Genomic DNA, 25,973 nt, shown 5'->3' with positions numbered 1-25,973 from the left:
GATTGAAGAGATGGTGCGAAAAGATAGAAGAAAAGGTGGGATAGTAACTCAAGTATTTTACTGATCATATAAGTTTCATTTAAAACATCAGGTCATCATATAACAAGTTGAATTTAAAGGCGGACAAAATCAAATTTTCGATTCCTTTTCACTCGTTTTTAAACAAACAAAGGGGGGTTGTTTGAATGTTATTACTTGTCGCATTAAGCGCAATCATTGCACCATTGTTCTTTTTAGTTTTATTAAGAATGCCAGCAATGAAAGGGATGTCACTAAGTGCACTCATTGTTATTTTCTTAGCAGTGACCGTTTGGGGGATGCAAGCAGAGGTTATCTTTGCATCAATGTTGGAAGGTTTACATACAACGATAACGATTCTATTAATTTTATTTGGGGCTTTATTGTTGTTAAATACTCTCCGTAATACTGGGGCGGTTGATCGAATTAACCAAGGCTTTCAAGGTATATCTGCAGATATGCGTGTGCAAGTTGTCATCGTTGCGTTTTTATTTGGATCATTATTAGAAGGGGCGTCTGGATTTGGTGCGCCTGCGATGGTAACGGGACCGTTGTTACTCGCTTTAGGTTTTAAACCATTAGCAGCTGTGTCCCTTGCATTAATTGCTGATAGTTCAGCAGTGGCTTTTGGAGCTGTAGGTACGCCGGTATTAGTAGGGTTAGGAAATGTCCCCGTGGCAAGTGCAGAACTATATCATGAGGTTGGGGTAACAGTAACATTAATTGATTTGTTTGCAGGAACTTTTATTCCATTCATATTAATTGTTATTTTGACATTGTTTTTTGGTAAAGGGAACGGAATCAAAGATGCGATTGCGATGTTGCCATGGACTTTCGTTATTGGCATCACATATACTGGCTCAGCTTTCATGTATGCGAATCTCTTTGGTCCAGAATTTGTTGCGATTTTAGGTTCACTAACAGGTGTAATAGTGGCAACATTTACGGCGAAAAAAGGTTGGTTAATACCGAAGGATGTTTGGACGGATGCTTTACAAGAAGGGTTTGAAGTAAATACAGAAAAATCAAGCATGGGATTAATAGCAGCTTGGTCACCCTATTTGATCGTCGTTGTTTTGTTACTACTTACACGAACAGTACCAGTATTGCAAGATTTTACGCAGTCAGCAATAGACTTAACGTGGAGTAATATCTTAGGTATCGAAGGGATTACATCAAATTGGGAGGTTCTTTATTCACCAGGTACGGTTTTGATTGTCGCAGCATTATTGGCTGTTTTCACCCAAAGAAAGTCGGTGAACAATTTTACAAGTGCAGCCAAATCATCATTTCCGACGATCAAATCGACAGCTATTACTTTGACAGCGACGTTAGCGATGGTTCAAGTATTTAGTAACTCTGGCATGAATATGAATAATCTCATTAGTATGCCTGACTATATTGCACAAGGTTTAGTGAGTGCTTTCGGTGGTATGTGGATTTTTGCGGCGCCATTTCTAGGTGAACTTGGTACATTTATTACAGGGAGTGCAACAGTTTCAACATTAACATTTTCACCTATTCAATACAGTATTGCGGAAGCAGCTGGTATGAACACAAATGTCGTACTGGGTGCGCAACTTGTCGGTTCTGGTGCTGGTAATATGATTGCTGTCCACAACGTTGTTGCAGCTGGTGCTACAGTTGGATTGGTAGGAAAAGAAGGGGATATTATCCGTAAGACGTTAGGCCCTGCAATCTTTTATGGTATTTTAGCAGGGATCGGCGGTTTTATACTACTAGGTCTTTTGTAGTGTGTCGATGTTATAACCATGAAGTATAGGCTCATGAGTGATATCATTTAAGAAAGTAAAAATGAAAAAATATTTTTATTTAATGAAAAATGTTTAACTGAATTTGGTAGGTGAGGACATAAACAATCTATGGATCTCTGAAACGTACGTGACCATACGATATGAATTCGTTTATGTCCTAGAATATACACAAGTCATCAGATGACCTTATGTGTTGAAGGGGGAGAAACGAATGAAAGTATCGTTGTTTTTAACTTGTCTTGCTGATGTAGTTTATCCGGCATCAGTTGGTCGAAGTACAGTAGAATTGTTGGAGCGGTTTGGTTGCGAAGTTGATTTTCCAAAAGAGCAGACTTGTTGTGGCCAACCAGCCTTTAATAGTGGATTTCACCGAGAATCAAGGGAGATTGCAAAACATATGATTGAAACATTTGAAGAAGCTGAATACGTTGTGAGTCCTTCAGGTTCATGTTCAACGATGTTACACGAATATGCAGGTTTATTTAAAGAAGACCCAGAGTGGCAAAAACGAGCGAAACAATTAGCAGAGAAATCATATGAACTTACACAATTTATCGTCGACGTATTAGGGATTGAAGATGTTGGCGCTCATTTTCCAGCGAAAGTAACTTACCATACGTCTTGCCATATGACTCGTTTACTTGGTGTTAAAGATGCGCCGATGAAACTTTTGGAAAATGTTAAAGGCATTTCATTTATAGAGCTACCAAATAAAGAACAATGTTGTGGTTTTGGTGGAACATTCTCTGTGAAAATGAATCCGATTTCTGAACAAATGGTGGATGAAAAGGTTCAGCACGTTGAGGAGACAGAGGCTGAGGTTCTTGTTGGAGCCGACCTCGGTTGTTTAATGAATATCGGCGGACGTATTGAGCGTCAAGGAAAGCCAGTCAAAGTGATGCATATTGCAGACGTTTTAAATAGTCGCTAAGCGAAGGGGTGAAAAAATGAGTGTAAAGATTAGTGATGAAAAGTTTTTTGATCGGGTGGACAAAGGGATTCATGATGATTTTATGCGCAAGGCCGTAACGGAAGCGCAAGGGCGTCTCGAAGGAAGAAAAACGGCGTCACAAGCAGAGTTAGACTGGGAAGCATGGCGTGATTTATCAGAAGAAATTCGTCAACATACGTTAGAAAACCTTGACTATTATCTTGATCAACTTGCTTCTGAAGTTGCTTCGCGAGGTGGGCACGTCTATTTTGCTGAGACAGCTGAAGAAGCGAATGCGTATATTCAAAATGTAGTCAAAGAAAAAGAAGCAAAGAACATCGTCAAATCAAAGTCGATGGTGACAGAGGAAATCGGTATGAACGATGCGCTGACATCGTTAGGGTGTAATGTCGTCGAATCAGACTTAGGTGAGTGGATTCTACAGTTAGACGATCATGATCCGCCTTCGCACATCGTTGTTCCTGCTTTGCACAAGAATAAGGAGCAAATTCGCGATACGTTTGAAGAGAAGCGCCAGTATAACGAGACGTCTGATCCAAATGAGTTAGCGGGGTTTGCTCGTGAACAATTACGTAAAGACTTTTTAAGTGCCGAAGTTGGTATTACTGGATGTAACTTTGCCGTTGCTGAATCAGGTTCAGTTTCGCTAGTGACCAATGAAGGAAATGCACGCATGGCAACGACGCTTCCGAAAACGCAAATTTCTGTGATGGGGATGGAGCGTGTTGTGCCGACGTGGGAAGAACTAGATATTCTCGTCAGTATGTTATGTCGAAGCGCAGTAGGCCAAAAGTTGACTAGTTATATTACTGGTTTGACAGGACCAAAGAAAGAGGGAGAAGTTGATGGCCCAGAGGAATTTCATCTCGTCGTCGTTGATAATGGACGTTCAAAGATTTTAGGCACTCAATTTCAGTCCGCATTGCAATGCATTCGTTGTGCTGCTTGTATTAATGTCTGTCCTGTATATCGTCACGTTGGTGGGCATTCATACGGATCAATTTATCCAGGGCCGATTGGAGCTGTATTAACGCCGCTATTAGAAGGTTACGATGACCATAAAGAATTACCTTATGCGTCGTCACTTTGTGCAGCGTGTACCGATGCTTGTCCAGTCAAGATTCCACTTCACGAATTGTTAATTGAGCACCGAAGGGTAATCACCGAAGAAGAAGGGAAAACATCATTTACAGAAAAAGCTGCGATGAAAGGTTTCGAAATCGGTGCAAGCAATCCTACGCTATATAAAATGGGAAGTAAACTTGCCCCATCTGTGATCAGCCCGATAGCGAAAGCGAAAAAAGAGAAGGGGCCAGGACCAATTAAGGATTGGACGAATATTAGAAACCTTCCTGAACCTGGTGATTCTTTTAGAGAGTGGTTTGAAAACCGTAACAAAGGGGAGGGTGAAACATGAGCCAAGGAACAATACAAAATCGCGATCGTTTTTTAAAAAATGTTGCTGATCGTCTCGGTCGAAAACGAAAAACAGAAGGGGTTACACGACCGAAATGGTCTGTCACTCCGCAGTATGATGTATTGGCAGAAGCGAGCCAAGATGAACTGATGCATGCTCTAATCGAGCAATGTGGAAATATTCATACGAACGTTCACGTAACGAAGAAAGATACTCTCGTTGAAACGTTTAGGCAAACGATTGAAGAATTAGGCGCTGGATCAGTTGTTAAATGGGATGATGAGCGATTTGCAAAGTATGGTTTATCCGAAGCGCTCAACGCTAAAGAAGAAGGGCTACATGTTCATACGTGGAATCCTTCTTTGAAAGAGGAAAACATCAAGATCGCAGAACGAGCGAATATCGGTGTGACCTTTGCGGATATGGCACTTGCTGAATCGGGAACGGTCGTCTTGTTTAGTGATGAAGGGAAAGGTCGCTCGGTCAGTTTATTGCCACAAACATATATCGGGATTATTCCAAAAAGTGCGATCGTCCCTCGAATGACACAAGCAACGGAAAAGGTTCACCAGATGGTCGATGGAGGAAAAGACGTGCCAACGTGTGTTAATTTCATTTCTGGACCGAGTAACTCAGCGGACATTGAACTTCGCCTCGTCGTAGGTGTACACGGTCCTGTAAAAGCAACCTATATCATTATTGAAGACGAATAGACCGAAAAGTTGAAGTGCCTTGCTCACGAGCGACAAGCACTGCCTCTTCCTCTTCTAGCCTTGCCTTGGTGCATATCCGTCGAGGCAAATCGTAGATTCTCGCCGATGTAAACGCTCTTTGGATGAGCGTGGGAGTAAAGCCGCTTTTTGGCTTCAGAAAAAGGCCTGAAGTGACCTCGAGCTCGTAGGCACTGAAACTAGACAAACCGAAAAGCTGGAGGCGCTTGGTCATCGGCGACTTCAGGTTGGTTAAATTCGACCGTGGTCATACCACTGTGTTATTCGCTTCAGACATTATTCCTTTATTGCCTGCAAAAGAGAGAATTAACGGAACATATGTCCGGAGCAACCACAAACCACGTTCACCTGACCAGGTCCAATTCATGTCAAAGGTCGTGTGGTCGTTGTTTTGGTGGTGCGGATTTCTCCTGTGAACGAATTCGTTAACAAGCAACAATCTTTTAGAAAACAGCCTTACAAAAAAGGTTGACTCACAAAATGCTCGGTCATTGTGAGCCAACCTTTTTTCGTTTACTTTGCTACTTTTTCTAAGTTGCCGTTTTGGTCCATACGAAATGCTGGTGTATGCACCTCATGTTCTTCTGCATCTTCAGTGAGTGCTAGGCGACGGGCGCGATTCATAATGTGAAGCATTGATTGATAATCGGCTTCAAGTATCTTGTAATCTTTCTCTAATTGTTGAATATTGCGTTTCATATCTTCGATTTGTGATGTTAATTGTTCGTTTTCAGCTTGTAATCTCTCTACTTGCTGTGTTGATTGTTCATTTTTTGCTAGATGCTTTAAATAATCAATCACATCGTGAAGGTCGATTGAATGTTTATCATGATGTTGGATATGAGGTTGTGATTGGCTGTTTGTTTGATTTTCAAACGTTGGTTGCTGTGATGGCATTGCTTGAGTTGGTGTCGTAGATTCAGCAGTATATTCAAAAGATGGTTGTTCAAAATGAGATGAGAAAAGTCCGTTGCTTTGTTGTTTGTTCATATAAACGTCTGGCTTTGCTTCTTCAGCTTGACGGCGTTTGTTTTCTTTTCGTTGTTTCTTTGCTAGTTTAACAGCTTCATCATAGTTATTTCTAACAACGGCGTTCCATCGAAAACCACAGGCTGCTGAAGTGCGGTTTAACCGATCACCGACTTCGTCAAATGCTTTTAATTGAGTACCTCCTTCACGAATATGTCTTAAAACCGTTTCAGCTAACAGTAGATCGTCTTCATGTGACCATGCATCTTGTCTTACTTTTGTCATAACAGGCCATTCCTTTCTCTTAAGTTTCTTTGTTATTTCTAACATGACCTGTTCTTGTAAAAATTATACTAGGGAATAGAAAAATAATAGTCGAGGAAATAGAAACGAAGGTAGGGCTGATGTTCTTCAGCCCTTGTTTTTAGGTGAAGCTGTTGACTCGCGTTGCTTACGCTTATGAAAGTAGTCGAGTCTTTTGCGAACGGTTTTTTCATACCCATTGTCAGATGGGGCGTAGAAAGAACGACCAACGTGTTGGTCTGGTAAGTATTGTTGCGGTACGTAGTGGTTTTCATAGTGGTGGGGGTACAAGTATCCTTGACCATGACCTAACGTTTTTGCTCCTTTATAATGAGCATCTTTTAAATGGGCAGGAACAGCGCCAGTGGCTTCGTTTTTTACCTTTTCTAGCGCATAATCTATGCCACTAATGACAGCGTTACTTTTAGGAGCTGTTGCTAAATACAGTGCTGCTTCTGCAAGAGGAATGCGTGCTTCTGGTAGACCAATAAAGTCGACGGCATCAGCAGCAGCTTGAGCGATGAGTAGTGCATTCGGATCGGCTAAACCGATATCTTCAGCCGCATGTACATATAAACGGCGAGCGATGAACTTAGGGTCTTCGCCAGCATATATCATTTTTGCTAACCAATAGAGGGTTGCATCTGGGTCTGACCCACGGATACTTTTTATAAACGCAGACACGGTATCATAATGGTTGTCTCCTTGTTTATCATATTGCAAGACACGTTGTTGGATAGATTCTTCGGCTGTTTCTATGTCGATGCGAATCACATCGTCATCATCAGGATCCGTGGTCAGAACAGCTAATTCTATCGCATTAAGTGCGGTGCGAGCATCTCCATTTGCAACGCCGACTAAGTGATCTTCAGCCTCTTCTTTTAAGTCGATATCATATTCACCAAAACCACGTTCTTTATCTTTGAGAGCTTGTTGTATAATTGTCCGAATATCTTCATCGCTATGTGGTTCAAGGTGAAAGAGGCGGGCGCGAGAAAGAAGAGCATCGTTGACCTCGAACATAGGATTCTCTGTTGTTGCTCCTATTAACACGATCGTTCCGTCTTCAACGAAGGGAAGGAGTGCGTCTTGTTGACTTTTATTAAAGCGGTGGATTTCATCGATGAACAGTATTGTGCGTTCTCCTTCGTATTTTTTGCGGTCATTCGCTTTCTTTACAACATCACGAATTTCATTGACTCCTGATGTGACCGCATTCAATTGTTCAAACCATGCTGAGGTTGAATTGGCAATCACTTTTGCTAGCGTCGTCTTTCCGGTACCAGGTGGTCCATAGAAAATCATCGGTGTGAGGCGGTCAGCCTCTATAGCGCGTCTGAGAAGAGTTCCCTCCCCAACAATCGATGATTGCCCAACGATATCATCGATCGTTTGCGGTCGCATTCGCGCCGCTAATGGTCCTCGCGTTTCTTGATTTTGTTTACTAGTGTAATCGAATAAATCCATTGTCTCGTCCCTTCCTTTTGTAAAAGGTCAATTGGTATTAAGTCATATAGGGCATAGTTCCGTTATTTTTTAATATACTGATGCTTCACTGAATAGATGATGAGCTGTCTCGACGCAACTACCCTCGAAGTAAGGCTAGCGGTGGAAGAGATACTGCATTGCCGATGACCACGCGCTATACGCTTTTCTTGATACTGATGATATCATTTTGCCGACGAAAATGATATTTGTATGCTATAATAGGAACCAATAAAAACGGCATTCATCGCTAATTACTGAGGCATATGAAGGCTTGAACGGTGAATGAGGTTGTAACTTTGATAGAGAAGAGAGAGGGATTACGGTGAAGATATCGACAAAAGGACGTTACGGGCTAACAATTATGATCGCATTGGCGAAAAAACACGGGGATGGGCCAATTTCCTTAAAGTCGATCGCTAAAGATCATGGGTTATCGGAGCATTATCTTGAACAATTGATCGCACCTTTACGCAATGCTACACTAGTAAAAAGTGTTCGTGGTGCACATGGTGGTTACATGGTTGCACAAGATCCAAAAGAGATCACTGCCGCAGATATCATTCGTGTCCTTGAAGGGCCGATCAGTCCTGTTGAAGTACTTGACGATGAGGAACCGGCAAAACGCGATCTGTGGATTAAAATACGTGATGCGGTAAAAGATGTCCTTGAGGGTACAACGTTGGACGATTTAGCCAATTACGAGGATAAAGGTGAGCACGAATATTATATGTTTTACATTTAATCGAAAGTAAAGACTAAAAGTGAGGGGGACTGCTAGCTTTTTGTAGTCGTTGCCTCACTATTTGTTTGTTTAATAGTATGCCGTATATACGATTGTTTTAAAAAGCTCCCTTTTACGAGAAGAGTTACGAAGATTGAAGAAGGTGAATGAACGTGAAAAACATTTATGTAGATCATGCTGCGACAACACCTGTTCACCCAGAAGTCATTGAAGCGATGATACCGTATATGAACGAGGTGTATGGCAACCCATCTAGTATTCACACTTTTGGTCGCAAAGCAAGACGTGGGTTGGACGAAGCGCGTGAAGTGCTCGCTCGCGCCCTCGGTTGCCAGTACGAAGAAATCACATTTACAAGCGGTGGAACAGAAGCAGATAACCTTGCAGTCATTGGCTATGCAATGGCAAACCGTGAGAATGGAAACCACTTGATCACGACACAAGTTGAACACCATGGGGTTTTACACGCTTTTGAATTTTTAGAGAAAAACGGGTTTGATGTCACGTACCTTCCTGTAAATGCGGATGGTATCGTGTCTGTTAAAGATGTAGAAAACGCGTTAACTGAAAATACAATTCTTGTATCGATCATGTATGCCAACAACGAAACGGGCGCGGTACAACCAATTCAAGAGATCGGTGCGTTCTTAAGTGAACATCAAGCCGTTTTTCATAGTGATGCTGTACAAGCATTCGGTATTGAACGTTTAGATATGAACGAGTTAAATGTGGATATGCTAACAGTATCTTCTCATAAAATTAACGGACCTAAAGGCGTTGGTGTTTTGGCTGCGAAAAAAGAACTAACGATTCAGCCGAACCTATATGGTGGAGAACAAGAACGAAAGCGCCGTGCGGGGACAGAAAATATTCCAGGTATTATTGGTTTAAAAAAGGCAGTCGAACTCATGGAAACGACGCGCAATGAAAAACGAGCATTGTACAAGTCACTCCGTGAAACACTCCTTTCTCGTTTACAAGAAGCAGATGTCAATATGTTGGTGAATGGTTCGCATGAGCAAGTGATGCCTCACATTTTAAACGTTAGCTTCCCTGGAGTGAATGTAGAGTCATTACTTACAAACCTTGATTTAGATGGTGTTGCAGCTTCTAGCGGGTCAGCTTGTACAGCAGGGTCTATTGAACCGTCACACGTATTAGCTGCGATGTTTGAAGACTCGAACCGTTCACAATCAGCGCTTCGATTTAGCTTTGGTTATGGTAATGACCTTGAACAGATTGAGGAAGTAGCGAAAAGGACAATAAAGATTGTCCAACGACTGCAAACGTAAAGAAAAATAGATATGTGAAAGATAGGAGGGATACGATGGCGACTGATACACAGAAAGCACCAGAAGACACACGCGTCGTCGTCGGGATGTCTGGGGGCGTTGATTCGTCTGTTTCAGCTTACTTATTAAAAGAACAAGGATACGATGTCGTAGGTATCTTTATGAAGAACTGGGATGATACCGATGAAAATGGCGTATGCACTGCGACGCAAGACTATGAAGATGTGATTCGTGTCTGTAACCAACTTGACATTCCTTATTTCGCGGTGAACTTTGAAGAACAATACTGGAATAAAGTATTTCAGTACTTCCTTGATGAATACAAAGCAGGTCGTACACCGAATCCAGATGTAATGTGTAACAAAGAAATAAAATTTAAAGCATTTTTAGACCATGCAATGTCTCTAGGTGCCGATTATTTAGCGACCGGACATTACGCACGCGTTGATCATAGCAACGGCGAAGTACAAATGCTTCGCGGAGTTGATCGCAACAAAGACCAAACATACTTCTTAAATGCACTGTCCCAAGAACAAATTAAGAATGTGATGTTCCCACTTGGTGAACTACCGAAACCGGAAGTACGAGAAATCGCGAAAAAAGCAGAACTAGCAACAGCCAACAAGAAAGACAGCACAGGTATTTGCTTTATCGGCGAACGTAATTTCAAAGAGTTTTTAAGTGAATTTCTACCCGCACAACCAGGCGAGATGAAGACCCTAGATGGCGAAGTGAAAGGCAAACATGACGGTCTCATGTACTACACACTCGGTCAACGTCAAGGGCTCGGCATCGGTGGTGCCGGCGAGCCGTGGTTTGTCATCGATAAAGATTTGAAAGAAAACGTCCTCTACGTCGGTCAAGGGTACCACCATCCAGCTCTTTATTCAGAAGGGCTCACAGCAGAAGGCGTTAATTGGCTTAGTGATAAAGGAGCACCAGACGCTTTTCGATGCACAGCGAAATTCCGCTACCGCCAAGAAGATCAATCCGTTTATGTCGAACAAGGCGAAGATGGACAAGTCCACGTCACATTCGATGAACCGCAGCGCGCCGTCACACCAGGACAAGCGGTTGTCTTTTATGATGGAGAAGTCTGCCTCGGTGGAGCAACAATCGACCAAGTTCATAAAAAAGAACGAGAACAAGTGAGATAAATAAAAGAAGTTATGCAGCACGATATGGGGAGGCGTTGACAGATGGGAGATCGAAACGAACAAGCCGTAAAAATGATGCAAGAAGGAAAGATTGAGGATGCGGCAAATTTATTGAATGAAGAAATCGAAGAGAATCCAAATGATCCAATTGCTTACATTAACTTTGGTAACTTACTAGCCGCTGTACATGAAGATGAAAAAGCTGTGAAATTTTACGATCGTGCGCTCGAATTAGACGAAGCGCTTGGAACGGCCTACTACGGTAAAGGTAATGTATTATATAACCTAGAAAAGTACGATGAGGCGATACAAAGTTATCAAAAAGCGATCGATGTTTCACTAACCGAATCAGACGTCTATTATATGCTCGGCATGTGTTATTACATGAAAGAAGAATTTGCTCGTGCATTACCGAGTTTACAACGTGCGGTAGAACTAGCGAATGATGATGTCGACGCGCAATTTTATTACGGACTCACACTGGCGCAAACATCATTCATTGATGAGGCAATGGAAGCTTTTCAAAAAGTGATTGAGCTTGATCAAAAGCATGCAGATGCGTACTTTAATTTAGGTGTAGGGTATGCATATAAAGATGACGCAAAAACAGCACTCGATTTCTTCAATCGAGCTCTAGAAGCACAACCTGACCATGCATTAAGTGCGAACGGGAAAAAGCAGATGGAACAAGTTCTCTACGGAGAAGGAGAAAACGAGGCAGAATAGGTGGGCGAAAGATGATTGAGGAAACATCTTCTGAACAGCCGTATGTCAAAGGTGAAATTACCCGCATCATTTATCACCGTGACGAGACAATGTATACTGTTGCACGCGTCCGCATCCTTGAGGCGAGCGTTGAAGAGGAGGCGGACGAAACTATTGTCGTTGGAACGATGCCTGCGATGGAACAAGAGGAAACGTATTTGTTTTATGGTCAGTGGAAAGATCACCCTAAATTCGGGCGGCAATTTCAAGTAGATCATTTCCGAAAAATCATGCCACAAACAAAGCAAGGGATTATCCTCTATTTAAGTAGCGATCGCTTTAAAGGAATCGGTCAAAAGACAGCGGAACAAATCGTCGATACTTTAGGTGAACATGCTATCTCAAAAATTCTAGAAAGTCGAGATGTGCTACACGATGTTCCGAATATGAATGAGAAAAAAGTTGATATGATTTATGAAACACTGATTGAAGAACAAGGCGTAGAACAAGTGTTAATCGCTCTTTATGAATACGGGTTTGGGATGAACTTAGCAGTTAAAGTTTATCAAACGTATAAACACGATGCGATGCGAATCATCCAAGAGTATCCGTATCGGATGATTGAAGAAGTCGAAGGGGTTGGATTTGCAAAAGCAGATGCAATCGGTCACCATATCGGTATGACGGGAGATCATCCAGATCGTTTAAAAGCGGCGATTTATTATATTGTCAGTGAAGAATCATTAAGAAACGGACATGTCTATGTACGAACAGAAGACGTAATTATAGGCGTGCAAAACTTATTAGCAGAACGCGACGAAGCGGTGATTCCTGAAGAGACAATTGCTGAGCAGATTATTGAGATTGGTGAAGAAACGCGTTTAGTTGTCGGCTCCGAGCGTATGTATTTGCCGTCATTATATTATGCAGAACGAGGTATCGCTAGTCATATTGAACGTTTACAAAAGGACGATGAACAGACGACGACGGAATATCCAGATTCCGAATTTTTAAAGGCAATCGGTGACGTGGAGGAACGCTTTGAAATCACTTACGCCCCTTCACAACGAGATGCTGTGCGTGCTGCCCTTGAATCTCCGTTAACTTTGTTAACAGGTGGTCCTGGGACAGGAAAAACAACGGTTATTCGTGGTGTCGTTGAAAGTTATGCCATGCTAGAAGATATTTCATTGGATGAAGAAGAATATGACCAAGATGATCCATTTCCTGTTTTACTCGTTGCCCCGACAGGCCGTGCTGCCAAGCGTATGAATGAAGCAACAGGACTCCCAGCTTCGACGATTCACCGCTTGCTTGGGTATAAGGGGAGTCAAGATGGTTTTGAAAAAGATGAATACGAGCCTTTAGAAGGGAAGTTACTGATCGTTGATGAAATGTCAATGGTCGACGTTTGGCTTGCTAATCAGTTATTTAAAGCGGTTCCCGACGGTATGAAAGTTCTGCTCGTTGGTGATGAAGATCAACTCCCATCCGTTGGACCAGGACAAGTACTGTTTGACTTGTTAGAATCGCACAAAGTACCTGTACAGCATTTATCAGAAATTTACCGGCAAGCAGGTGGGTCAGCAATTATCGAGTTCTCTCACGGTTTAAAATCTGGAGAACTGCATCGTTCATTAACGAAAGAAAGTAACGACTTGCGCTTCTTCTCATGTGAACAACAACAAGTTATAGACGTCGTCGAACAAGTTTGCAAGCGAGCTGCTGACAAGGGTTATCGGGCGAAGGATATTCAAGTCCTTGCACCGATGTATCGTGGTAACGCTGGGATCGAACGTTTAAACGAAAGACTCCAAGCACTGTTTAACCCGCAAAAAGAGTCGCGGCGAGAAATCCCCTTTGGTGATGTCGTCTATCGTGTCGGAGATGTTGTGTTGCAACTTGTCAACAATCCGGAAGAGCATGTTTACAATGGGGACCGTGGGGAGATCGTTGCTTTATTTCGAAAAGAGGAAACGACGGAATCCGAAGACATGCTTGTGATTTCTTTTGATGGAATTGAAGTGCAATATAAAAAATCCGATTTATCCCAAATTACGCATGCGTATTGTTGTTCGATTCATAAGTCACAAGGTAGTGAGTTCCCGATCGTTGTGATGCCAGTTGTGAAAAGTTATTACCGTATGTTAAAGCGAAACCTCATTTACACCGGTGTCACACGTGCAAAATCGTTTCTGATTTTGTGTGGTGAGTGGAACGCACTAGAACTTGCGGTTGCAAAAATTGATGAGTCAAAACGGCAAACGACGTTGAAAGAACGTCTTCAAGGTGACACATTGGAAATAGAACCCGAGGATGAAACGATGGATGTTTCCGAAGACTAAGAAATGTTCGAGAGGTGGGATACCTTTGCGAACCATTCAAAGTCTTTTGGGAGCATCCGTTTTTTTTCCACACGAACAGCCGTCTTATGCCATGATCGTTGATGTTTGCTGTAAAGGAGAACAAGTCGACTCGATTGTGGTGAAGCCAAAACATTGGTTTAAACGAGAGAAGTGTATTTCATTTGCATCGCTGAAGTGGATAGATGGAAAATGGACCGTTGAAGGTAAACAGTTTACCTCCGACAACAAACCAGCATGTACGGTTCGTTTCTTAAAGGGGAAAAACCGATTATCTGGACAGCCTGCTTACGATGAAAGAGGGGAAACGGTCGGATTGGTTGAAAATGTATATTTTTTACCAGAAACGGGCAGAATCGTAGGGTATGAAGTTACGGAAGGGTTATATGCAGATTTTTTGAGTGAAAAATTAGTCGTGAAAACACTCAACAAAAGCTTATAATTTTCTGCTGAAAAGAGGAGGTACGTACCCTATGCGCTGTCCAAATTGTCAAAATAAAGATATCGGTAAAATTGGAACGAATCAGTATTACTGCTGGCAATGTTTTATTGAATTGAGCTTATCTGGTGGACGGTTATCTTTGCATGAAGTGGAAGAGGACGGATCGTTAAGCTCCCTCGATGACTTATTTTCAGAACAGGAGCGCCAAGTAGGTACAGAATAAATCATCGGGTGGTGGATATCGATGCGTTGGATTGTTTCAATGGCAGCGATTGGAGTAGGAGCAACCGCATATGCAATGACGATGGATCGAAAAACACGGAAACGCTTGAAAAAAAGGTTCGAACCAATGAGACAAATGAATATGACGAATATGCTCCCTAAAAATGGTGGCATGCGTAAACTTCGCAAACAAATGAGCTAATTAGACATGTAATAATAAGTTGACCTCATCACTAGGCATAACAACCTAAAGTGGTGAGGTCAATTTTTTTAACTGTCCTTTCAAAAGTTTCGTTCATAAACCTGTTTTGCTTGAGAAAAGCTATAGATATGAACGAAAGGGGAGGTGGATGATGGAAGAGAAGCAAATGCGTTACTGGTTATTTCTGTTATTGGTTGTTTTGCTTATTTTGATCAACGGTTATGCCTTTATTATGCTTGTTAAAGGATTACAACCGTTGTTTCAAATCATAGGTAAAATCATCCTCCCTTTTGCGGTTGCTGGTTTGATTACATATTTGCTTCACCCTTTAATAGAGTGGGCATATAGACACCGTGTTGGACGTGGTTATGCGATATTACTCATATATTTAGCTGTAATCGGCACAATTGTTTTAGCTGTCATCAAAGGGACGCCACATTTGATTGCTGAAGGAAAAGAGATGATTGAACAATTACCTGAGATGGCTAACTCTTATCGTTCTTTTGTTCAATCTTATGATCATCAAGCAGAAACATTGCCGGAACCAATTGAACAACAAGCTGATCATTTATTGGAACAGGGAGAACAATACGCTGCTAATTTGGTAACGCGTATGGTGGCATCATTAAAAGCCCTCGTAGATTATACTTTTGCGTTAATCGTCGTTCCGTTTATCGTTTTTTATTTACTAAAAGATTACGATATCATTGAAAAAGTTGCTTGGTACCTTACGCCAAAACGTTTTCGCAAACATATGAAACAGTTAGCTTATGATATTGATAAATCATTGGGCGGATACATACGTGGACAAATTATTGTCGGTGTTGTTGTCTTTGTTTTCTCTTTTATCGGATTTTTGATTATTGACATGCCTTATGCACTGATGTTTGCACTCTTTATTGGTGCGACGAACATCATTCCGTACTTCGGGCCAATCATTGGTGCAGCTCCTGTGTTATTAGTAGCTACCGCGGAGTCATTACAACTCGCGCTTTTTGCTCTACTTGTCATCGTGATCGTTCAAATGCTTGAAGGAAATGTGCTTGCCCCTTTGATCGTTGGAAAAAGTTTGCACATGCATCCAGTTTTAATCATATTTGCGCTTGTAATCGGTGCTGAATTAGCGGGTGTGATTGGGTTAATCTTGTCTGTGCCGTTACTTGCGGTTTTAAAAGTTATCGTTGTTCACGTTCGGGGGGCAATCAGAGTACGTCGAGGAATGATTAAAGATGAAGGTGGATGATCAAAAAGCAAACGAAATTTCAAATTCCATGCGCGAAGTTATGAATTTTATGCATAAAATTTCTTTTCTATTTGACAATAGGGCTGCTTTATCCCTATAATATTTTCTATAATAAAAGATCGAAAACTTGATGATGGAACGGTACTGCTAAAGTCCATCTTGCAGAGAGGAATTCCCGAGGCTGAGAGGAATTCTAGATGAAGGTTAGCAGTCAGCTACTCCTGAGAGCAGGCAAACCCTGCCGGCACCACACCGTTAAGTGGCGAGGTGACAGGCTTAAGGACAAGTCTGTAACCAGGGTGGTACCGCGTGAGAGATCTCTCGTCCCTGTTGTGAGGACGGGAGTTTTTTGTATGGAAAAAAATCTGAACGATCTAAATCATACATAAGGAGGACGTAATAATGAAACGGTTGACTTCAGCTGAAGTTCGGCAAATGTTTTTAGATTTCTTTAAGGAAAAAGGGCACGATGTTGAACCGAGTGCTTCACTCGTTCCCCATGAGGATCCATCTTTGTTATGGATTAACAGTGGTGTTGCGACGCTAAAAAAATATTTTGATGGTCGCGTCATCCCGAACAATCCACGTATTACAAATGCGCAAAAATCAATTCGTACAAACGATATTGAAAACGTAGGGAAAACCGCTCGTCACCATACATTTTTTGAAATGCTTGGTAACTTTTCGATCGGTGATTATTTCAAAAAAGAATCCATTCAATGGGCGTGGGAGTTTTTAACGAGCGAACGTTGGATTGGATTTGACCCAGAAAAATTATCGGTAACAATCCATCCGAACGATGATGAAGCGTTTGATTTATGGAATAAAGAAGTTGGTTTACCGGAAGAGCGTATTATTCGTCTTGAAGAAAACTTCTGGGATATCGGTGAAGGTCCAAGTGGCCCGAACACAGAGATCTTCTATGATCGTGGGCCAGCATACGGTGACGACATGGATGATCCTGAAATGTTTCCTGGTGGGGAAAACGAACGTTATTTAGAGATTTGGAACTTAGTATTCAGTCAATATAACCATAATCCGGATGGCTCTTATACCCCACTTCCAAAGAAAAACATTGATACCGGTATGGGGCTTGAGCGAATGGTATCTGTCATCCAAGATGCAGAAACAAACTTTGATACAGATCTTTTCGTACCGATTATTCGTAAAACTGAAGGTATCTCCGGTCGAACATACGGGAAATCGGCTGAAGAAGATACAGCCTTTAAAGTCATTGCTGACCACGTACGTACTGTTACCTTTGCTGTATCCGATGGGGCACTTCCATCCAACGAAGGTCGTGGATACGTGCTACGCCGTCTGTTGCGTCGTGCGGTACGTTATGCGAAACAAATTGGTATTGAACGACCATTTATGTATGAACTCGTACCGACAGTCGCTGACATCATGAATGACTTCTATCCAGAAGTAAGTGAGAAAACGGACTTCATCCAAAAAGTGATGAAAAATGAAGAAGAACGTTTCCACGAAACATTAAACGATGGTCTAACGATCTTGAATAAAGTAATGAAGCAAGCGCGTGAACAAGGGAAAACGGAAATTAGTGGTGAAGACGTATTTCGTCTTTATGACACGTACGGTTTTCCGTCTGATTTAACGCAAGAGTATGTTGAAGACGAAGGGTTTCATGTTGACTTAGAAGGCTTCGAACGTGAAATGGAAAAACAACGCGAACGAGCGAGAGCGGCGCGACAAGAGTCTGAATCGATGCAAATTCAGGATAAAATTCTCGGAGAGATTGAAGTAGAGAGTTCGTTTATCGGTTATGATCACACAGAAGCAGAGGCAGGAGTACAAACAATTGTGAAAGATGGTGCGTTTGTAGATGTTGTCGGTGAAGGTGAAGATGCCCAAGTCATCCTCGATCAAACACCGTTTTACGCAGAAAGCGGTGGCCAAGTTGCAGATACAGGTACTTTTACGCACGCAGATACAATCGTTGACGTCGTAGATGTACAAGCAGCACCAAATGGTCAAAACCTTCATAGTGTGAAAGTGACGAAAGGGACGCTTCGCACGGGTATGAATGTCACTGCTCAAGTGTCGACAAATGAGCGAGTAAGCACAATTAAAAATCATACGGCGACACATTTATTGCACCAAGCATTAAAAGATGTACTTGGTGAACATGTTAATCAAGCAGGGTCACTTGTAAATGAAGATCGTCTCCGTTTTGATTTCTCTCACTTCGGGCAAGTTACTGAGGAAGAAATGAACCAAATCGAAGCGATCGTGAATGAAAAAGTATGGCAAGCACAACCTGTTGAACGGTTGCACCAAACGTTAGATGAAGCAAAAGAGATGGGGGCAATGGCTTTATTTGGCGAAAAATATGGTGATGAAGTACGCGTCATTAAAATCGGTGATTATAGCATTGAGCTCTGTGGTGGTTGTCACGTAAACAACACAGCTGAAGTAGGAGTTTTCAAAATTATTTCAGAAGCAGGAATCGGCGCAGGAGTAAGACGTATTGAAGCAGTAACAGGGAAAAAAGCGTATGAGTACTTAAACGGACAACTGAACGTATTGAGAGATGCAGCAGACCGTTTGAAAACGAACATCAATGAAGTCCCTCAACGTATCGAACAGTTACAACAACAATTAAAAGATGTAGAACGTGAAAATGAATCTCTGTCCGCGAAATTGGGTAACATGGAAGCGAGTTCTCTTTTAGATGAGACTATCGATGTAGAAGGTGTGTCTGTTCTTGCTCAACAAGTTGATGTTCCGGATATGGATCGCTTACGTCAGCTTACAGACTCCTTGAAAGAAAAGATGGAATCTGGCATCCTTGTCTTAGCGTCCGTCAACAACGGGAAAGTGCAAATTGTGACGACGGTCACTGATGATTTAGTAAAAGAAGGGTATCATGCTGGAAATATCATCAAAGAAGTCGCAACCCGTTGCGGCGGCGGTGGTGGTGGACGACCAAATATGGCCCAAGCTGGAGGTAAAGATCCAGAAAAAGTACCTGAAGCACTAAAAATTGTGCCTGAAATCGTGAAAACAAATTCCTAAATGTCCATTGATCGTGTACAATGGAGGGAGAAACGACGAACGGTAGATGCGAAGGGTCATTTGTCATGATGGACGTCTTGCCGTAAGAGGAAAGAGGTGTTTGAAATGGCTTCTATGGATCATACGATGAAGTTTAATTTCCCCGATGATTCGATGGACGCAGGTGTACAGGAAGTTCTTCTATCCGTTTATTCGGCATTGGAAGAGAAAGGGTACCATCCGATTAATCAAATCGTTGGCTATCTATTGTCGGGGGATCCAGCGTATATTCCAAGACACAAGGACGCCCGATCTCTCATACGTAAAGTGGAACGTGACGAGATCATTGAAGCGCTCGTAAAGTCGTATTTGTTACAACATCAAGAGGAGAAGTAAATGAGAGTATTAGGTTTAGATGTAGGTACGAAGACGATCGGTGTTGCGGTCAGTGATGCATTTGGTTGGACGGCACAAGGTTTGGAAACCATCCATCGAGATCCTAATCATCAGGACCAAGATTTCGAACGGCTGCGAACATTGATTGACGAACATGAAGTCGAAAAAGTGGTTGTTGGATTACCCAAAAACATGAACGGAACGATCGGTGAACGGGGACAAGCTTGCGAAGCGTTCGCCGATGCAGTAAGTGAGCGACTCGATATTGATGTGGCAATGTGGGACGAGCGCCTCTCGACTTCTGCTGCTCAACAAACGTTACTAGAGGCGGATGTTAGCAGAAAAAAACGAAAGAAAGTTATTGACAAAATGGCGGCTGTATTCATTCTGCAAGGTTATTTAGATCGCCATCAGTAAGTGAATTTGCAGCTAGCAGCAAAGATTATAAACAAAAGCGAGGGAATAAAATGGATCAATCAAAGATTAACCAACCAACTGAACAAGAACGTGTAGTGATCCCTGATGAAAATGGTGACGAACATTTATTTGAAGTGTTATTCACATTTGACGTAGATGAAACGGAAAACTCTTACATGGTTCTTGTTCCAGAAGGATCACAAGATAACGAAGAAGAAGAAGTCGAGGTTCATGCTTTTCGTTATGAAGAGAATGATGAAGGTGAGCTTTCTCTTATTCCGATCGAGGATGAAGAGGAATGGAATATGGTCGAAGAAATGTTAAATACGTACATTGAAATGTCCGAAAACAACGAAGTTTAATAAGGCTTTGCGAACAAAACGAGGCGCAATGACTGCAAACGGTCATCGCCTCGTTTTTTTATGAAATTTTATCATTTGAACCAATTTCATAATGAAGGGTTTTAACAAATATCACGAATGTAATCAGTTATCACGAAGGTTAACGTTTGTTTTGAAACGAAGTGATTGAAACGAAAGGCGGCGACGCCCAAAGGATGAGCGCAGTCTGAAGATCCAATTCAGCCACGGTTTGTTAAGCTGAATTTAGCTGAAGACAAGCCCTTGGGAAAGCGTCCGCCTGCAGTGAAAATCACAATCAATGTTTGGAAATGATCTTTACATCATCTATTATGAAATTCATTCATCTTTCGACTTATTGTATAAGAATAAAACGATTTTTCATGATAAAGAATACTCAATGTTTTTTCGACACGATCTCGAAAATTTTGCGAGTTGTAGTATAATGGATGAGGTGAAAGGAGGAAGGAATGTGACGGATTCTAAAGACAATAATCAAAATTCCAAAAAAGATACAATAAAAGAACGTGAAAAAGAGGCGAAAACTGTAAGAAAAATTGTTTTAATTACGGTCGGTTCTTTATTTTTACTCGTTCTTATTGGTAGTATTTTTAGTTATTATTATGTCCAATCAGCACTAGGGCCACTTGACGAAGAAGCTGAAGAAACGATTGAAGTAGAGATACCTATTGGGTCAAATTCTTCAACAATCGGTGAGATTCTTGAGGATGAGGGTGTGATACGAAGTGCTACGATTTTTAGTTATTACGTACGTTTCCGAGGTGAGGCGGGGTTTCAAGCTGGTACGTACGAACTCACTCCAGCCATGAGCATAGATGAGCTCATCGCTTCCTTAAAAGATGGTACCGTTTATGAGGATTATGAGTTATCGTTTACAATTCCAGAAGGATATTGGTTAGAAGAAACGCTAGAGGTTGTAGCAGAAGAAACAGATCATGAATATGAGGAATTATTGGAACTCGTTTCTGATGAAGAATATATTGAGACGCTGATCGATCAATTTGAAATACTTAGCGACGATGTTTTGGAAGGGTCGATTCGTTGGCCGCTAGAAGGGTACCTATTCCCGGCAAGACATGATTTTGTAGATGAAGACGCATCACAAGAGGAAATCATTGAGGAAATGATCCGCCGAACACAAAATGCTGTATTTCAATTTGAGAATCAACTAGAAGAAAGTGAATATTCATATCATGAAATCCTTACAATGGCTTCAATTATTGAAGGAGAAGCAGCGCATGACGACGAACGAGCAACGATCTCAGGTGTCTTATATAATCGATTAGAGAAAGGCATGGCACTCCAGATGGATCCGACGGTATCATACGCGCACGAAGAGAGGCTTTCGCGAACGCTAAATAAACATCTAACGATCGATTCACCTTATAACACGTATGAATACCCTGGTTTACCAGTGGGGCCGATTAATAATCCTGGGGATAAATCGATAGAAGCAGCGTTAATGCCAGAAATACACGATTATCAATATTTCTATCATACGGAAGACAACGTATTCTTTTCTGAAACGTATCCAGAACATCAACAAGTGTTAGAGGAACATCGTGATAACGCTAACTAATGAAAAAACGGTGGATTAGTGTAAATGATTGAAAGGGAATGTGCTTAAGTCGCATTCTCTTTCTATTTATGTTAAAATCAGACGTTGCATCTAGGTTAATAACACATTTGCGTTGTTAATAATGGTGGAAATGTCTGTTCAAAACAAGGTTTTAAAAAGCGGTAATGATCTTTTGCCATTTTGAGAACCTTTTAAAAAGACAAGAATGATAAGGTGGTACAACGAATGTGGAATGCTAATGAAACAGGTTCTTATATCACGTCTCTCTTACCCCCTTCAACTGCTTTGTTTAAAGAAATGGAGCAGTACGCAAATATCAATGAAGTGCCAATTATAGAGAAAGATGGCCTCTGTGCAATCATACAACTATTGAATCTGCATAAAACGACGCAAATTTTAGAGGTTGGAGCGGCGATTGGTTATTCTGCATTACAATTTGTCGCAAATGTAGATGGAGCTCATGTAACAACGATTGAAAAGGACGATCAGCGTGCTAAAGAGGCACGTTCATTTATTGATCGTTCTTCCTTTGCTAACAAGATCACACTTTTCGAAGGAGATGCTTTTGATCACGTTGCGTCAGTAAAGAAAAATGCGCCATATGATGTCTTATTTATCGATGCTGCCAAAGGGAAATATGACGCGTTTTTTGATACATTTGAGCCGTTAGTTAAGATAGGTGGTCTTATCATCAGTGACAATGTCTTATTTAAAGGATATGTTACTGGAGAGGTGGAAGCAGAAACACGTGGATTAAGACAGATGATTAAAAAAATTGACCGCTTTAATAAGCGGATTATGAGTGACGAGCGTTTTCATTCTATGATCTACCCTATCGGTGATGGATTGCTCGTTAGTCAAAAAAAATATTGATATAGATGGATTTGATTTCTAGAAAGTGGTGAAAGATGATGTCAGATAAAAAACCGGAACTTCTTGTAACCCCTATCTCCGTTGAGCATGTTCGTGAAGTGTTTGAAGCAGGGGCAACAGCTGTGATGATTGGCGAAGAAAGATACGGTTTACGCCTACCTGAATCGTTCAATAGAGATGAAATTGCAGAAACGGTTAAGATTGCCCGTCAATTCAATGGTTTTGTGTATGTAGCTGTTAACGCGCTATTTCACAACGACACCTTACCAGAATTACCAGACTACTTAACGTTCCTGGAAAAAGTCGGTGTTGATGCAGTCGTTTTTGGTGACCCAGGCGTGCTAATGATTGCTAAACAAGAAGGGCTTTCTATTGATTTGCATTGGAATACAGAAATGACCGCGACGAATTGGTACACTGCTAACTACTGGGGACGTAAAGGGGCAAAGCGAGCTGTGCTTGCTCGTGAATTAAATATGGATTCGATTGTTGAAATTAAGGAAAACGCTGAAGTGGAAATTGAAGTTCAAGTCCATGGCATGACATGTATGTTTCAATCAAAACGTACCCTTGTCGGGAATTATATGGAATTCCAAGGGAAAAACTTATCTGTAGAAGGGCGCAGTAAGGATCGTTCGCTTGTCATTTATGACCCAGAGCGTGATGCGCGTTACCCAATCTACGAAGACGAAAATGGTACACATATTATGAGTGCGAAGGATATGTGCATTATTGATGAACTAGAAGACATGCTAGAGGCAGGTGTCGATAGTTTTAAAATCGATGGCATTTTAAAAACAGCGGATTATATTACAAAGGTTACTGCTCTTTATCGTGAGGCCATTGATGACTACTTGTCCGATGAGTCGATATATACAGACAAAAAAGACGACTATCTTGAACGAGCACAAAAGCTACAACCAGAAAGTCGCGATCTCGATACAGGATTCTTCTTTAAGGAAACGGTCTATTAAGTAAGGGAGGAAAGCATAATGGAACAAACGCTTGAGCGAACAGAAGCAACAAAGCGAAAAATAACTAAGAAGCCAGAACTGCTTGCGCCAGCAGGTAATCTAGAAAAATTAAAAATTGCGATTCACTACGGTGCTGATGCTGTATTTATCGGTGGGCAAGAATTCGGACTCCGTTCTAATGCAGGAAACTTTTCGATTGAGGAAATGGCTGAAGGAGTGCGCTTTGCCGATCAGTATGGTGCGAAAGTATACGTGACGACAAACATTATTGCTCATAATGAAAATATGGACGGATTAGATGCGTATTTGCAAGACCTCGAGCGCGTTGGTGTCACGGGCATAATTGTCGCTGACCCATTGATTATCGAAACCTCAAAACGCTTCGCCCCGAAACTTGAAGTTCATTTATCTACCCAACAATCACTCACGAACTGGCAAGGGGTGAAGTTTTGGAAAGAAGAAGGGTTAGAACGTGTCGTTTTAGCTCGTGAAGTTGGTTTAGAAGAAATGCTCGAAATGAAAAAAAATGTTGATATTGAAATCGAAACATTTATTCACGGTGCAATGTGTATTGCGTATTCTGGTCGTTGTACATTGAGTAACCATATGACGGCTCGTGACTCGAACCGGGGTGGGTGTTGCCAATCTTGTCGTTGGGACTATTACCTTTATGAAGATGACTTACCAGGAGTGTCCAAAGAAAAGAAACAATTGTACTCAGAAGACGATGCACCATTTGCGATGAGTCCTAAGGATTTAAATCTTATAGAATCGATTCCAAAACTTGTTGATGCAGGCATTGACAGTTTAAAAATTGAAGGGCGAATGAAATCGATTCATTATGTAGCAACCGTTGTTTCTGTATATCGTAAGGTGATCGATGCGTATTGTGAAGATCCAGATAACTTTAAGATCGATCCGAAGTGGTTGCAAGAACTTGAAAAGTGTGCGAATCGTCCTACAGCACCAGCCTTTTTTGAAAATACGCCAGGGTATGAAGAACAAATGTTTAATACTCATACACAAAAAACTTCTTTCGATTTTGCGGGTCTTGTGTTAGATTATGATGAGAACAACGGGATCGTCACCCTGCAACAACGTAATCACTTTAAACCAGGGGACGAAATTGAATTCTTTGGACCAGAGATTGACAACTTTAAAATGACAGTCGACAAGCTTTGGGATGAAGAAGGAGAAGAAATCGATGCCGCTCGCCATCCATTGCAAATTGTTCAATTTAAAGTTGATCGTCCCGTATATCCAAATAACATGATGAGAAAGGGAGCATTATAATGAACAAAAGACCTGTTGTCATCGGTGTGGCAGGAGGTTCAGGCTCCGGTAAGACAACGGTAGCCAATGAAATTTACCGCCAATTTCAAGAAAATTCCATCCTGATGATAGAACATGATTCCTATTATAAAGATCAAAGTGATCACTCTATGGACGAGCGTCTACAAACGAATTACGACCATCCTTTAGCGTTTGATACGGATCTTTTGTTACAGCAATTAACGCAACTTCTGCGTTATGAACCGATTGATAAACCAGTATATGATTATGCGAATCATACACGGTCAAATCGCGTCGTTCATGTTGAACCGCGTGATGTGATTATCCTTGAAGGGATTTTGATCCTTGAAGATAGCCGCTTACGCGATTTAATGGACATTAAGGTATTTGTTGATACGGATGCTGATGTTCGCTTGATGAGAAGACTCGTTCGTGACATTGAAGAACGAGGGCGTACAATTGAGTCAGTCATTGAACAATATTCATCAGTCGTTCGACCTATGCATGAACAATTCATCGAACCGACGAAGCGCTATGCGGATGTCATTATCCCTGAAGGGGGACAAAATCGAGTCGCTATCGATTTAATGGCAACAAAAATCCAACGAATCCTTGAAGAAAAAGTCATTTTGTAATACGATTGTTGTCATAAATAGGATGTTCCAAAAATAAGGATCGTAGCACCTAATCTGTTGACTGTCATTGTCAAACTGATTAAGATATTCTAGATCCTCTCCTTCGTTATCCGATGACTAAAATAAATAGACAATATAGCGAGCAAAGAGAACTTGTTTTGTCAAGTTCTTTTGCTTGCGATGTCTGAACAGTCGCTTTCAAGTATCGAAAGCGACGCCGTTTTATATTGGTAGGAAGTGAGTGCAGGAAACGTCCATCGTTACCTTTATGAAAATAGGTAACTAAAGAAAAACAGGTGGACACACATGATGAAATCCATTCTGTTAATAAGGTATCTTGAAAGCGTTCCACCTTTTAAAAATGAAAATGTTTCAAGTTAATCATTG

At 41.5% G+C, this 25,973-nt stretch carries 24 protein-coding genes; 22 read left to right on the top strand and 2 right to left on the bottom strand.

Annotated features, from left to right (window positions below; translation table 11 throughout):
• Positions 1-185: 185 nt before the first annotated feature.
• The 4 genes from HNQ41_RS06665 (at position 186) to HNQ41_RS06650 (ending at position 4,875) form a co-directional block, all read left to right on the top strand.
• On the top strand, positions 186-1,772 hold the full coding sequence (locus HNQ41_RS06665) for an L-lactate permease (RefSeq protein WP_184663649.1): 1,587 nt from the start codon (positions 186-188) through the stop codon (positions 1,770-1,772).
• 232 nt (positions 1,773-2,004) lie between these two features.
• Complete coding sequence (locus tag HNQ41_RS06660; RefSeq protein WP_184663648.1) at positions 2,005-2,724, top strand: (Fe-S)-binding protein; 720 nt, start codon at positions 2,005-2,007, stop codon at positions 2,722-2,724.
• A 16-nt stretch (positions 2,725-2,740) separates the two neighbouring features.
• Entirely contained in the window at positions 2,741-4,162 is a 1,422-nt protein-coding gene (locus HNQ41_RS06655) for a LutB/LldF family L-lactate oxidation iron-sulfur protein (RefSeq protein WP_184663647.1), read from the top strand.
• Positions 4,159-4,875, top strand: coding sequence for a LutC/YkgG family protein (locus tag HNQ41_RS06650; RefSeq protein WP_184663646.1), 717 nt, complete (start codon positions 4,159-4,161; stop codon positions 4,873-4,875). Before HNQ41_RS06655 ends, HNQ41_RS06650 begins: the two co-directional genes overlap by 4 nt.
• A 531-nt stretch (positions 4,876-5,406) precedes the next feature.
• Here the strand turns inward: HNQ41_RS06650 and HNQ41_RS06645 are convergent.
• Together HNQ41_RS06645 and HNQ41_RS06640 are read right to left on the bottom strand one after the other, a co-directional pair.
• Positions 5,407-6,147, bottom strand: coding sequence for an RsfA family transcriptional regulator (locus HNQ41_RS06645; RefSeq protein ID WP_184663645.1), 741 nt, complete (start codon positions 6,145-6,147; stop codon positions 5,407-5,409).
• 126 nt (positions 6,148-6,273) lie between these two features.
• A complete protein-coding gene (locus HNQ41_RS06640) occupies positions 6,274-7,632 on the bottom strand; it encodes an AAA family ATPase (protein ID WP_184663644.1) in 1,359 nt (452 codons plus the stop codon).
• Positions 7,633-7,975: 343 nt separating this feature from the next.
• Here HNQ41_RS06640 and cymR point away from each other — a divergent pair, with 343 nt between their 5' ends.
• The 18 genes from cymR (at position 7,976) to udk (ending at position 25,586) form a co-directional block, all read left to right on the top strand.
• Entirely contained in the window at positions 7,976-8,395 is a 420-nt protein-coding gene (cymR, locus tag HNQ41_RS06635) for a cysteine metabolism transcriptional regulator CymR (RefSeq protein ID WP_184663643.1), read from the top strand.
• Between the two features lie 152 nt (positions 8,396-8,547).
• On the top strand, positions 8,548-9,687 hold the full coding sequence (locus tag HNQ41_RS06630; protein ID WP_184663642.1) for an IscS subfamily cysteine desulfurase: 1,140 nt from the start codon (positions 8,548-8,550) through the stop codon (positions 9,685-9,687).
• A gap of 35 nt (positions 9,688-9,722) precedes the next feature.
• Positions 9,723-10,844, top strand: a complete 1,122-nt coding sequence (gene mnmA / locus HNQ41_RS06625; RefSeq protein ID WP_184663641.1) for a tRNA 2-thiouridine(34) synthase MnmA — start codon at positions 9,723-9,725, stop codon at positions 10,842-10,844.
• Between the two features lie 42 nt (positions 10,845-10,886).
• Positions 10,887-11,570 (top strand): tetratricopeptide repeat protein, encoded by a 684-nt coding sequence (locus HNQ41_RS06620; protein WP_184663640.1) that lies wholly within the window; start codon positions 10,887-10,889, stop codon positions 11,568-11,570.
• 11 nt (positions 11,571-11,581) lie between these two features.
• Complete coding sequence (recD2, locus tag HNQ41_RS06615) at positions 11,582-13,894, top strand: SF1B family DNA helicase RecD2 (RefSeq protein ID WP_184663639.1); 2,313 nt, start codon at positions 11,582-11,584, stop codon at positions 13,892-13,894.
• A 25-nt stretch (positions 13,895-13,919) separates the two neighbouring features.
• On the top strand, positions 13,920-14,354 hold the full coding sequence (locus tag HNQ41_RS06610; RefSeq protein ID WP_246421528.1) for a PRC-barrel domain-containing protein: 435 nt from the start codon (positions 13,920-13,922) through the stop codon (positions 14,352-14,354).
• A 31-nt stretch (positions 14,355-14,385) separates the two neighbouring features.
• Complete coding sequence (locus HNQ41_RS06605; RefSeq protein ID WP_184663638.1) at positions 14,386-14,577, top strand: hypothetical protein; 192 nt, start codon at positions 14,386-14,388, stop codon at positions 14,575-14,577.
• A gap of 21 nt (positions 14,578-14,598) precedes the next feature.
• A complete protein-coding gene (locus tag HNQ41_RS06600; protein WP_184663637.1) occupies positions 14,599-14,778 on the top strand; it encodes a hypothetical protein in 180 nt (59 codons plus the stop codon).
• A 151-nt stretch (positions 14,779-14,929) separates the two neighbouring features.
• Entirely contained in the window at positions 14,930-16,021 is a 1,092-nt protein-coding gene (locus tag HNQ41_RS06595; RefSeq protein ID WP_184663636.1) for an AI-2E family transporter, read from the top strand.
• 402 nt (positions 16,022-16,423) lie between these two features.
• Entirely contained in the window at positions 16,424-19,060 is a 2,637-nt protein-coding gene (gene alaS, locus HNQ41_RS06590; protein ID WP_184663635.1) for an alanine--tRNA ligase, read from the top strand.
• A gap of 105 nt (positions 19,061-19,165) precedes the next feature.
• A complete protein-coding gene (locus HNQ41_RS06585) occupies positions 19,166-19,435 on the top strand; it encodes an IreB family regulatory phosphoprotein (RefSeq protein ID WP_184663634.1) in 270 nt (89 codons plus the stop codon).
• Entirely contained in the window at positions 19,436-19,852 is a 417-nt protein-coding gene (gene ruvX / locus HNQ41_RS06580; RefSeq protein ID WP_184663633.1) for a Holliday junction resolvase RuvX, read from the top strand. It abuts the gene before it with no gap.
• Positions 19,853-19,902: 50 nt separating this feature from the next.
• A complete protein-coding gene (locus HNQ41_RS06575) occupies positions 19,903-20,214 on the top strand; it encodes a DUF1292 domain-containing protein (RefSeq protein WP_184663632.1) in 312 nt (103 codons plus the stop codon).
• A gap of 469 nt (positions 20,215-20,683) precedes the next feature.
• Positions 20,684-21,811 (top strand): endolytic transglycosylase MltG, encoded by a 1,128-nt coding sequence (gene mltG / locus HNQ41_RS06570; RefSeq protein WP_343043336.1) that lies wholly within the window; start codon positions 20,684-20,686, stop codon positions 21,809-21,811.
• 225 nt (positions 21,812-22,036) lie between these two features.
• A complete protein-coding gene (locus tag HNQ41_RS06565) occupies positions 22,037-22,684 on the top strand; it encodes an O-methyltransferase (RefSeq protein WP_184663630.1) in 648 nt (215 codons plus the stop codon).
• 38 nt (positions 22,685-22,722) lie between these two features.
• Positions 22,723-23,658 (top strand): peptidase U32 family protein, encoded by a 936-nt coding sequence (locus tag HNQ41_RS06560; protein ID WP_184663629.1) that lies wholly within the window; start codon positions 22,723-22,725, stop codon positions 23,656-23,658.
• An 18-nt stretch (positions 23,659-23,676) separates the two neighbouring features.
• Complete coding sequence (locus HNQ41_RS06555; RefSeq protein WP_184663628.1) at positions 23,677-24,951, top strand: peptidase U32 family protein; 1,275 nt, start codon at positions 23,677-23,679, stop codon at positions 24,949-24,951.
• Positions 24,951-25,586 carry a uridine kinase gene (gene udk / locus HNQ41_RS06550; RefSeq protein WP_184663627.1) on the top strand — a complete coding sequence of 212 codons (636 nt, stop codon included), beginning with the start codon at positions 24,951-24,953 and terminating at the stop codon, positions 25,584-25,586. Before HNQ41_RS06555 ends, udk begins: the two co-directional genes overlap by 1 nt.
• Positions 25,587-25,973 lie beyond the last annotated feature (387 nt).

Source organism: Texcoconibacillus texcoconensis (genome assembly GCF_014202575.1).
GTDB lineage: Bacteria > Bacillota > Bacilli > Bacillales > Salisediminibacteriaceae > Texcoconibacillus > Texcoconibacillus texcoconensis.
Note: the sequence above shows the minus strand (reverse complement) of the source record. Positions and strands in the feature narration are given on the sequence as shown.

Coding starts and splice junctions, on each gene's coding strand:
- HNQ41_RS06665 (WP_184663649.1), top strand. CDS start 186: ATGTTATTACTTGTCGCATTAAGCGCAATCATTGCACCATTGTTCTTT.
- HNQ41_RS06660 (WP_184663648.1), top strand. CDS start 2,005: ATGAAAGTATCGTTGTTTTTAACTTGTCTTGCTGATGTAGTTTATCCG.
- HNQ41_RS06655 (WP_184663647.1), top strand. CDS start 2,741: ATGAGTGTAAAGATTAGTGATGAAAAGTTTTTTGATCGGGTGGACAAA.
- HNQ41_RS06650 (WP_184663646.1), top strand. CDS start 4,159: ATGAGCCAAGGAACAATACAAAATCGCGATCGTTTTTTAAAAAATGTT.
- HNQ41_RS06645 (WP_184663645.1), bottom strand. CDS start 6,147: ATGACAAAAGTAAGACAAGATGCATGGTCACATGAAGACGATCTACTG.
- HNQ41_RS06640 (WP_184663644.1), bottom strand. CDS start 7,632: ATGGATTTATTCGATTACACTAGTAAACAAAATCAAGAAACGCGAGGA.
- mnmA (WP_184663641.1), top strand. CDS start 9,723: ATGGCGACTGATACACAGAAAGCACCAGAAGACACACGCGTCGTCGTC.
- HNQ41_RS06620 (WP_184663640.1), top strand. CDS start 10,887: ATGGGAGATCGAAACGAACAAGCCGTAAAAATGATGCAAGAAGGAAAG.
- recD2 (WP_184663639.1), top strand. CDS start 11,582: ATGATTGAGGAAACATCTTCTGAACAGCCGTATGTCAAAGGTGAAATT.
- HNQ41_RS06605 (WP_184663638.1), top strand. CDS start 14,386: ATGCGCTGTCCAAATTGTCAAAATAAAGATATCGGTAAAATTGGAACG.
- HNQ41_RS06600 (WP_184663637.1), top strand. CDS start 14,599: ATGCGTTGGATTGTTTCAATGGCAGCGATTGGAGTAGGAGCAACCGCA.
- HNQ41_RS06595 (WP_184663636.1), top strand. CDS start 14,930: ATGGAAGAGAAGCAAATGCGTTACTGGTTATTTCTGTTATTGGTTGTT.
- alaS (WP_184663635.1), top strand. CDS start 16,424: ATGAAACGGTTGACTTCAGCTGAAGTTCGGCAAATGTTTTTAGATTTC.
- HNQ41_RS06585 (WP_184663634.1), top strand. CDS start 19,166: ATGGCTTCTATGGATCATACGATGAAGTTTAATTTCCCCGATGATTCG.
- ruvX (WP_184663633.1), top strand. CDS start 19,436: ATGAGAGTATTAGGTTTAGATGTAGGTACGAAGACGATCGGTGTTGCG.
- HNQ41_RS06575 (WP_184663632.1), top strand. CDS start 19,903: ATGGATCAATCAAAGATTAACCAACCAACTGAACAAGAACGTGTAGTG.
- HNQ41_RS06565 (WP_184663630.1), top strand. CDS start 22,037: ATGTGGAATGCTAATGAAACAGGTTCTTATATCACGTCTCTCTTACCC.
- HNQ41_RS06560 (WP_184663629.1), top strand. CDS start 22,723: ATGTCAGATAAAAAACCGGAACTTCTTGTAACCCCTATCTCCGTTGAG.
- HNQ41_RS06555 (WP_184663628.1), top strand. CDS start 23,677: ATGGAACAAACGCTTGAGCGAACAGAAGCAACAAAGCGAAAAATAACT.
- udk (WP_184663627.1), top strand. CDS start 24,951: ATGAACAAAAGACCTGTTGTCATCGGTGTGGCAGGAGGTTCAGGCTCC.